This window comes from Haloferula luteola (assembly GCF_014201715.1).
GTDB lineage: Bacteria > Verrucomicrobiota > Verrucomicrobiia > Verrucomicrobiales > Akkermansiaceae > Haloferula > Haloferula luteola.
Map to the genome: position 1 here is coordinate 305,420 of NZ_JACHFD010000003.1, position 8,883 is coordinate 314,302.

Consider the following 8,883-nt stretch of genomic DNA (forward strand, 5'->3'; position numbering starts at 1 on the left):
GCGGTGACACGTCACCGCCTTCCCCCTCCAGCGACACCCACACCAGCACCCTCCCTTTCGGACTGCGGTGACACGTCACCGCTTTCCCTTTCCAGCAACACCCACCCCAGCACCTTCCCCGGAGTCGACACGTCGGCTCCGCCCTCCACCTTCCGCCCCAACCTCACCCCTCTCGGACTGCGGTGACACGTCACCGCTTTCCCTTTCCAGCAACACCCACCCCAGCACCCTCCCCGGAGCCGACACGTCGGCTCCGCCCTCCACCTTCCGCCCCAACCTCACCCCTCTCGGACTGCGGTGACACGTCACCGCTTTCCCTCTCCAGTGCCACCCACCCCAGCACCCTCCCCGGAGCCGACACGTCGGCTCCGCCCTCCACCTTCCGCCCCAACCTCACCCCTCTCCAAACCACAACATCAACTCACCGCCTTCCCCTTCCACCCCCCATTCCCATCCCGTCATCATCATCGATTTCCCCTTTGTCATTTGTCATTCGTCCTTTAGACCCAGCCCATGTCTCGCACCTACCGCATTGCAGTTCTCGCCGGCGACGGCATCGGCCCAGAAGTCATGACCGAAACGCTGCGCGTCCTCGACGCCGTTGAAGCCAAATTCGGCTTCAACACCGAACGCTCCGTGCAGCTCGTGGGCGGCGCAGCCCTTGATGCCACTGGCAATGAAACCCCTCTTCCCGCCGCCACCGTCGAGGCATGCGAACAAAGCGATGGCATTCTCTTTGGCTCGGTGGGTGGCCCCAAGTGGGAAAACCTCCCACCCGACATTCAGCCCGAGCGCGGAGCCTTGCTCCCTTTGCGCAAACACTTCGGGCTCTTTGCGAATCTGCGCCCCGGCGTCTGCTTGCCCTCCCTCACCCACGCCTCACCCGTCAAGAATGAGCTCATTCCAGAGGGATTCGACGTCCTCTGCGTCCGAGAACTGACGGGAGGAGTTTACTTCGGCACCCCGAAAGGCCGTGAAAACCGCGATGGTGAACCCGTGGCCTTCGACACCATGGTCTATAAAAAGAGCGAGATCCAACGCATCCTGCGCGTCGCCTTCACGGCGGCCATGGGCCGAGGCAAAAAACTCGTTTCGGTCGACAAGGCGAACGTTCTCGCATCTTCCGTCCTGTGGCGGGAGACCGCGCTTGAAGTCGCGAAGGAGTTCCCGGAAGTCGAACTCTCCCATCTCTATGTCGACAATGCCGCCATGCAGCTTGTTCGGCGTCCCGGATCCTTCGACGTGCTGGTCACGGAAAACCTCTTCGGGGACATCCTATCCGACGAAATGGCCATGATTTCCGGTTCTCTCGGCATGCTTCCTTCCGCCTCACTTGGGGCCAAAAAAGAAGGCTCTGACTTGTATTTCGGCATGTATGAACCCAGTGGCGGCTCAGCCCCAGACATTGCGGGTCAGGGCATTGCCAATCCCATCGCCCAGATTCTCTCGGCGGCCATGCTTCTTCGTTACTCGCTGGGAGAATCCGATGCGGCCGACGCCATCGATGCCGCCGTCGCCAAGACCATCGACGATGGCTACCGTACCGGAGACATCGCGACGGGAGCCGCCACCGAGAAAAAAGTCGGCACCCAAGGCATGGCGGACGCCATCCTCGCCCACCTCAAGTGAGCGGCTCAAAGCCTCCACAGCCAATATTTCCCCGCCCGTCCGCTTCCCGCGGCCGGGCGTCTTTATTTCCTCAGTCCCCCTTTTTTCCGGACTGCGGTGACACGTCACCGCTTTCCCCTCCTTCTCCCTCCCACCCCAGCACCCTCCCCGGTGCCGACACGTCGGCTCCGCCCACTCCCTCCGCCCACTTCCCCCTTTTTCTCGGACTGCGGTGACACGTCACCGCTTTCCCCTCCTTCTCCCTCTCACCCCAGCACCCTCCCCGGTGCCGACACGTCGGCTCCGCCCTCCGTCCCCCATTTCCCTTGTCTTCAACCCCGTTTCGTTCCCCCTTGCCCTCCGCCCCAGCAGCCCCCAGATTCGCCGCCAACATGAGCGCCGAGCACTCCGAGACACCGGTCTGCATTGCAGGCACAGGTAGCTACGTTCCCGAAAAAGTTCTCACCAACGCCGACCTCGAAAAGATGGTCGACACCACCGATGAATGGATCGTCACCCGCACCGGGATCCGCGAACGACGGATCGCCGCCGAAGGCGAATACACCTCCCACTTGGCCACCCATGCGGCACGCAAAGCCCTGGAGCAGGCCCAAATGGAAGCCAACGAGATCCAACTGATCATCGTCGCCACCATCACCCCGGATACCCTCACGCCCTCCACCGCCTGTTACGTCCAACAAAACCTCGGGGCCTTCGGCGCCGTCGCATTCGATATTTCCGCAGCCTGCTCCGGCTTCCTTTACGCCATGAAAATCGCCAAACGGCTGATTTCCGATGGCGCCTTCGAAAACGCCCTTATCATTGGCGCCGAAAAACTTTCTTCCTTCGTCAACTGGGACGATCGCTCCACCTGCATCCTATTTGGCGATGGCTCGGGTGCCGCCGTTCTCCGCAAGGCCACTCAACCCGATGACGGAGCCATTCTCGCCACCGAAATGGGCACCGATGGGCGCCAGACCCACCTCCTCAATATTCCTGGAGGCGGCTCCGCCTGCCCCATCACCATCGAAAACGCTGACAAGCGCCTCGCCACCCTGGCCATGCTTGGAAAAGAAGTCTTCAAGCACGCGGTGACCCGGATGAAACAATCCGCCGAGAAGGTCATCGAACGCTCCCATTTGAAGCCTGAAGACATCGCCCTGGTGGTCCCCCACCAAGCCAATCTTCGGATCATCGACGCCATTGCTGAGCGGCTCGACGTTCCTTACGACCGCGTCTTCACCAACCTCCAAAAATACGGCAACACCTCCGCTGCGGCCGTCGCCATCGCCCTCGACGAAGCCAACCGCTCAGGTCGCATCCAGAAAGGCGAACACGCCGTGCTCGTCGTCTTTGGAGCCGGTCTCACCTGGGCCGCCGCCGCGATTCGGTGGTAAACTCATCATCCCCGGGCCCGCCAAGCCCGGGGATTTCCGCCCCCTCCCTTCTTTCTCGCTGGATTGGCGGCCGGCGTGCTCCGCGGAGGCCCACCTGTTCGATTTCAGCCACCCGTCATGTCCGAATTCCGCACTGAGCCGTCTCTGTCCTCAAAACTCCCCTCCGGCATCCCCCACATCGTCGGCAACGAAGCCGCCGAACGGTTCTCCTTCTACGGCATGAAGGCCGGCCTCGCGATTTTCCTCGCCAACTACCTTGGCCACCTCGGAGGAGAATCGATGTCCGAGACTCAGGCGACCGTCTATGTCGCAGCCTTCACAGCTGCCGTGTACTTCACCCCCTTCTTCGGAGCGCTCGTCTCCGACTGGTTCTGGGGAAAATACCGGACCATCATCACCCTCTCCATCGTCTACTGCCTCGGCCACCTGTGCCTTGCCTTCATGGGAGTCGGAGGAGCAGTTCAGTTTTGGCTCCTCGCCGGCCTCGGTCTCATCTCCATCGGGGCCGGAGGCATCAAACCCTGCGTCTCCGCTCACGTCGGTGACCAATTTGGCCCCAACAACCAGCATCTTCTAACGAAGATCTTTAATCTCTTCTACCTCTCCATCAACCTCGGTGCGGCGGTTTCCAATCTTCTCATCCCATGGCTCCTCGAATGGTATGGCCCGCACTGGGCCTTCGGCATTCCAGGCATCCTCATGGCCCTCGCCACGGTCGTCTTCTGGATCGGACGCCACCGCTTTGTCCACGTCCCAGCCAGTGGCTCAGCCTTCATCCGACAGGTCTTCTCCAAGGAAGGCGTCGGGTCGCTCGCTTGGTTGGTCCCCCTCTTCCTCTTCGTCGCCGTTTTTTGGAGTCTCTTTGACCAGACCGCTTCCACCTTGGTTTTCCAAGCCGTTTCCATGGATCGCCATCTATTTGGCGTCGAACTCCTTCCCTCACAGATTCAGGCGGCTAACCCCATCCTCATTCTCATCCTCATCCCCTTTTTCGCCTTTGGAGTCTACCCCTTCGTCGGCCGATTCGTGCGCGTGACTCCCCTGCGCAAGATGGCCACTGGCATGTTTCTCATGACGGCAGCCTTTGCTCTCGTCGCCGTCGCCCAGGAGAAGATCGATGCCGGCCAAGCCCCCCACATCGCTTGGCAACTCGCCGCCTACGCCGTCCTCACCTCTGCGGAAATCATGATCTCCATCGTCGGCCTTGAATTTGCCTACACTCAGGCGCCAAAGCACATGAAGTCGATGATGATGTCTCTCTTCCTCTTCTCCGTGTTCATCGGCAATGGACTCACCGCCGTCGTGAACCTTTTCATCCAAATTGACGAGCCCGCCAAAACCCAGTTTGCGGCTGCCCAAGCCCACCTCACCTCGGATTGGCAGGAATCACCGCAAAACATCGTCCTTCCCGGCTTCGACGGGGCAACTGGAACCAACGACGATCTCATCGCTCGCGTTTCCGAAGGAAAACTCTCCCGCGTCGAATTTCCCGGCCAGGATTCCATGAAATCCCTCGGGTCTCGCATCGCCCAACAAGCCATCGACCTTGGCCGCCCTCCCACCCTTGATGAAGTCGGCGACCTTGGACTCGACCCTTGGGGCCAGCCCATTCGATACGATATCCTCAACTCCCTTTCCATGCGCCTTACCAGCCCTGGAGCCGATGGCATCGCCAAATCCCCTTGGGATCTCACCACCCTCATCAACTTGGCAGAGCCATCCAAACCGGTCGCCGAAACCTCCTGGAGTGACCGATTCCGCCCGGCAGAACCTTGGCTCGTTCGCCACGGAGGCGTGGCATCCACCACCGATCCCGCCGAACCTTTCTCCCTCACCACCCGCCTCGGCGGAGGCAACAAACTCGAAAAGGCCGCCTACTTCTGGTTCTTCACCGCCCTCATGGGAGCCACCGCCCTTCTTTTCGTCCCCTTCGCCATGCTCTATCGCCCTCGTCAACCCGAGGCTTGATGTTCTGACCGGTGACCCCGAGTTTCCCGCAGCCCAGCACGGCACCATCCGACCGGGCAACCGACGATTCTCCATGCTTACCGACTCCCATTGCCACCTCGCCTCCGCCAAGTTCGATGCCGCTGAAGTTCCGGCACTCATCGAACGCGCACGGCATGCCGGCGTCACCCGCCTGATCTCTCTCGCCACCTGCCTCGATGACATTCAGGCCCATCTCGACCTCGCCACCACTTACCCTGAAGTCCATTGCTGCCTGGGCATCCACCCTTGCGAGGCTCATGATGCCCCCGATGATGTCATCGCACAACTTCGCCCCCACCTTACTCACCCACAGGTCGCCGCGATCGGAGAAACCGGACTCGACTACTTTCATCCTGCACCCGCTGACTGGCAGGAAACCGACTACCGTCGGCGCCAAACCGAACTCTTGGAGGCTCATTTTGCCCTCGCCTCCGAATGCGGCCTGAACCTTGTCATCCACACTCGCGATCGTCAGGGCGACGCCTCCTTTCAGGATGCCCTCTCCATCTATCGGGGCTTTTCAGATCAAACCCGCGCCGTATTTCATTGCTTTATCAGCAGTCCTGAAAATGCCCGTGCCGTCATCGACCTCGGCGGAAGAGTTTCCTTTGGAGGAGTCGCTACCTTCAAAAATGCTACCTCCGTTCTCGATCTCGCTGCCAAGCTCCCCCCTGGAAGCTTCATGCTCGAAACCGACTCCCCCTATCTCTCCCCTCATCCACATCGCGGGCAGCGCAACGAACCAGCAAGGACCTCGATCATCGCTCAGCGCATCGCCGAAGCACGCGGCGAAACGATCGAACAACTCGCGAGTCATACCACTCAAACAGCCATCGACTTCTTCAAGGGAATTGAATAAATTCCGCGTCGGGTGTCGTTCTCTCCATCAAACCGGCCGCCTGAGAACTCCAACCCCACGCAACAATGAATCCAACCCTCCGCTTTTCCGCCCTCATTGGAGCCGCCGCGCTCTCTTCCTGCTCTCTCTTCAACAAGGAAGAAAACTACGACACTGCCAGTGGATACGATACATCGAATCCTTACGGAGTTCCCTCCTCTGGCGGATATGAGTCCGCGCCCTATCAAGATGTGAACGCGCCAGCCACCGACCCTTCCTACGGCAGTGCCGCTTATGAAGAAGCCGCAGTGACTCCGGCACCAGCCCCCATCCCCGCCGCCCCCACTCCCTCGGCATCGCTTTCATCCCACACCGTCGTCAAGGGGGATACCCTCTGGGGTATCAGTCGCAAATATGGCGTGACCGTGGATGCCATTCGCAGCGCGAATGGCATGGCGGCCGGAGACACCAACGTGCGCCTCGGCCAGACAATTTCGATTCCTGCCCGATGATTCGTGCCGTCGCCTTGGCCTGCCTCATCGCCCTCGCCCCTCAGGCGTGGGCCCAACGGCCGGCCACTGGCCCCACACTGCGCGAAGCCGTCGATCTCATGCTCTCCGAGCGTGAATCCCAAGAGGCACTCGAAGCAGCCATTCAACGTGCCCGTGACCTTGGCGCCTCCGAACAATCCGTTCTGGAGGCGCGTTTTCTTTACTGTGTTGATCGTCGAGAAGACGCGGTGATCGCGTCACTCGCCCCCGAATTCGTCTCCCGACGCGAACTCTTCAAACTAGAAGACTCCGAAATCTTCGGTGTCCGAGAAGATTGGCTTGCCGTGGTCGAATACACCGAAGCCATCGCCTGCCTCCAAAACAACGACAAAGAGGGCTTCAAACAACACATCACGGAGGCCTTTTGGCTCAGTCCGAAACAGGGCGCCGCATTTGCCCCTCACATCGAGCGCTTGCGACTCAATGAGGCCATGAAGCAACTCCGTCTCGACTTCAGCACCTCGCTCGAAACCCTCGAAGGGACCCAAACTACCCTCCAGTCCGCCACTGAGGGTAAAAGCGCGCTCCTTCTTCATTTCTTCTCCCCTTGGAGCCGCGAATGCGAAGAAAGCCTCGAAGACTTCGCCCAAACCGCGACCGCTCTCCATGACGCCGGAATCGGGGTCGCCACCCTGGTCGGAGAATCGGATCCCGATACCCGGGCAGACACCCTTGCCCTCCTCGATGCCCTTCCTTCCAAACCCACTGGCCTTTGGCTGATGGATCGCAAAAAGCGCTCACTCACCTCGTTGCTCCGCATCCAATCCGCGCCTACCATGGTCCTCGTGGGCCTCGACGGACGCATCCTGTTCAACGGGCACCCCTCCGAAGATGCTCTCTGGAACGAAATCTCACGACTCGCACCAGAATTCAAAAGACCTGCGAGCCCACCTGCTCACTGATTTTCCACGCCCTGCATGGCGATAAACGGCATTCCGACTGCTTCCTCCCCATTCCCCATCCCAACTAAAGAAGCACTCACCGCCACCATGTTAGTTACGGAAAACCAAAATATCTGCTCCTTTTAACTTGACAGGCAACATTAGTACTAGCTCTATGGTTGCTATCGAAGAAAAATCTAAGATGCCCGCGACTCCATCCAATCTCGAACTGCAGGCCCTTTCCGTTTTATGGCATGAGGGACCCTCTACGGTAAGCGACGTACTTAGTGCGCTTCCCGATGGCAAAGACCGCGCCTACACCACGGTGCTGTCGGTCATGCAAAGCCTCGAGCGCAAGCAGCTCGTCAAAAGAACCCGTTCAGGACGGGCTCATGTTTATGAGGCCGCTCATACTCAGGACCAAATCGCAGGCAAAGCGACGTCCGATTTCCTCACCAATGCTTTCGGAGGCCGCCTTGGCGAGGCGGTCCTCGCGCTACTCTCCGCCGGCACTTTGACGCCGGAAGAGAAATCCAACATCGAACGCGAACTCAAACGACATAAAGCCATGCCTGCCAAGAAGACGACCAAGCCCGCCAAGAAGGCGGCCAAGAAAGCCGCCGCCCCCGCGAAAAAGGCCGTAGCAAAAAAAGCAGCGAAGAAAGCCGCCAAAAAGGCCGCAGCCCCTGCCAAAAAAGCTGCCGTCAAAAAAGTAGCGAAAAAGGCAGCGACGAAGAAAGTCGCCAAAAAAGCCGCAGCCCCTGCGAAAAAGGCTGTCGCCAAGAAAACCGTCAAGAAAGCCGCCAAAAAGGCTCCCGCCAAGAAAGCTGCCAAAAAGACGACCAAAAAGGCTGCAAAGAAAAAGTAACCCTCCTCTCCCCAGCGACTGATTCGTCACCCACAGGTCGCGGACTGTTCGCGTCAGCAGATGTTTTAAAAGGCGAAGGGCATCGTCCCTTCGCCTTTTTCCGTGTCTTCATCTCTCCTATCACCTCTCTTCCAATACCGCCGATCTCGCCACCCATTTGAGGCGATCCAGCTCTCACCTTCTTCCCAATTGCGTTCCCTTCTCCAAGGGGGCCCAAGAAGTTTCCAACTTGGTGAAAAAAGCATTTGCATCCAGCCGGAACGCCTCCTAGCCTCCGGCCTCTTCGCGGCGGCTGGCCCTCAAAGCCAACCAGTCCATGCGCGGTTAGCTCAGTGGTAGAGCACCACCTTGACACGGTGGGGGTCACTGGTTCGAACCCAGTATCGCGCACCATCTCATCTTCAATGAGATGCCAATCCGGCGCCCCTCAAACGCGGCACTTTGCCCGAGGCCACAGTCATCTTCGAAGAATTTCAGGGCGTCTCACCGAGAGACTAGGCAGGGCATCGCGAGATCGAAGTGCAAACAACTAAGGTCGTCCTTCATATGAAGGCGGGACTTTGTCAGTCACTACGGCTAGTGCATCGTCCGAAAAGTAGCAGGCATATCAGGTGATGCCAGCGTCTTGGGCGAGCTTGGTTAGTTGGATGATCCGACTGAGCTTCTTCGGGCCTTTGGTCCAGGTGAACGGACCGCAGTTCTCGTTGTAGGCGCGGACGAAGTCTTTCAGGAATCGCTCAAGCGCCTTGCC

Annotated in this window: 6 protein-coding genes, 1 tRNA gene and 2 pseudogenes; all 9 read left to right on the top strand. The window is 59.4% G+C overall.

The features are described 5' to 3' along the window. The first annotated feature begins 513 nt into the window (after positions 1–513). Positions 514–1,629, top strand: coding sequence for a 3-isopropylmalate dehydrogenase (gene leuB / locus HNR46_RS04740; protein WP_184016292.1), 1,116 nt, complete (start codon positions 514–516; stop codon positions 1,627–1,629). A 371-nt stretch (positions 1,630–2,000) separates the two neighbouring features. After that, positions 2,001–3,005 (top strand): beta-ketoacyl-ACP synthase III, encoded by a 1,005-nt coding sequence (locus HNR46_RS04745; RefSeq protein ID WP_184016294.1) that lies wholly within the window; start codon positions 2,001–2,003, stop codon positions 3,003–3,005. A gap of 117 nt (positions 3,006–3,122) precedes the next feature. After that, on the top strand, positions 3,123–4,973 hold the full coding sequence (locus HNR46_RS04750; RefSeq protein ID WP_184016296.1) for a POT family MFS transporter: 1,851 nt from the start codon (positions 3,123–3,125) through the stop codon (positions 4,971–4,973). A 73-nt stretch (positions 4,974–5,046) separates the two neighbouring features. Beyond that, positions 5,047–5,853: a TatD family hydrolase gene (locus tag HNR46_RS04755; protein WP_184016298.1), complete on the top strand. Its 807-nt coding sequence runs from the start codon at positions 5,047–5,049 to the stop codon at positions 5,851–5,853. A gap of 65 nt (positions 5,854–5,918) precedes the next feature. Further along, positions 5,919–6,344: a LysM peptidoglycan-binding domain-containing protein gene (locus tag HNR46_RS04760; RefSeq protein WP_184016300.1), complete on the top strand. Its 426-nt coding sequence runs from the start codon at positions 5,919–5,921 to the stop codon at positions 6,342–6,344. Beyond that, the gene (locus HNR46_RS04765) at positions 6,341–7,285 is read left to right on the top strand and encodes a thioredoxin domain-containing protein (RefSeq protein WP_184016302.1); all 945 of its coding nucleotides are present in this window, start codon (positions 6,341–6,343) and stop codon (positions 7,283–7,285) included. Before HNR46_RS04760 ends, HNR46_RS04765 begins: the two co-directional genes overlap by 4 nt. Positions 7,286–7,466: 181 nt before the next feature. Next, positions 7,467–7,808 (top strand): annotated as a pseudogene (locus tag HNR46_RS20595) (BlaI/MecI/CopY family transcriptional regulator); the annotation flags it as partial. Positions 7,809–7,910: 102 nt separating this feature from the next. Continuing rightward, positions 7,911–7,988 (top strand): annotated as a pseudogene (locus tag HNR46_RS21340) (histone H1); the annotation flags it as partial. Positions 7,989–8,450: 462 nt separating this feature from the next. Beyond that, a tRNA-Val gene (locus tag HNR46_RS04775) sits at positions 8,451–8,525 on the top strand. Positions 8,526–8,883: the final 358 nt, after the last annotated feature.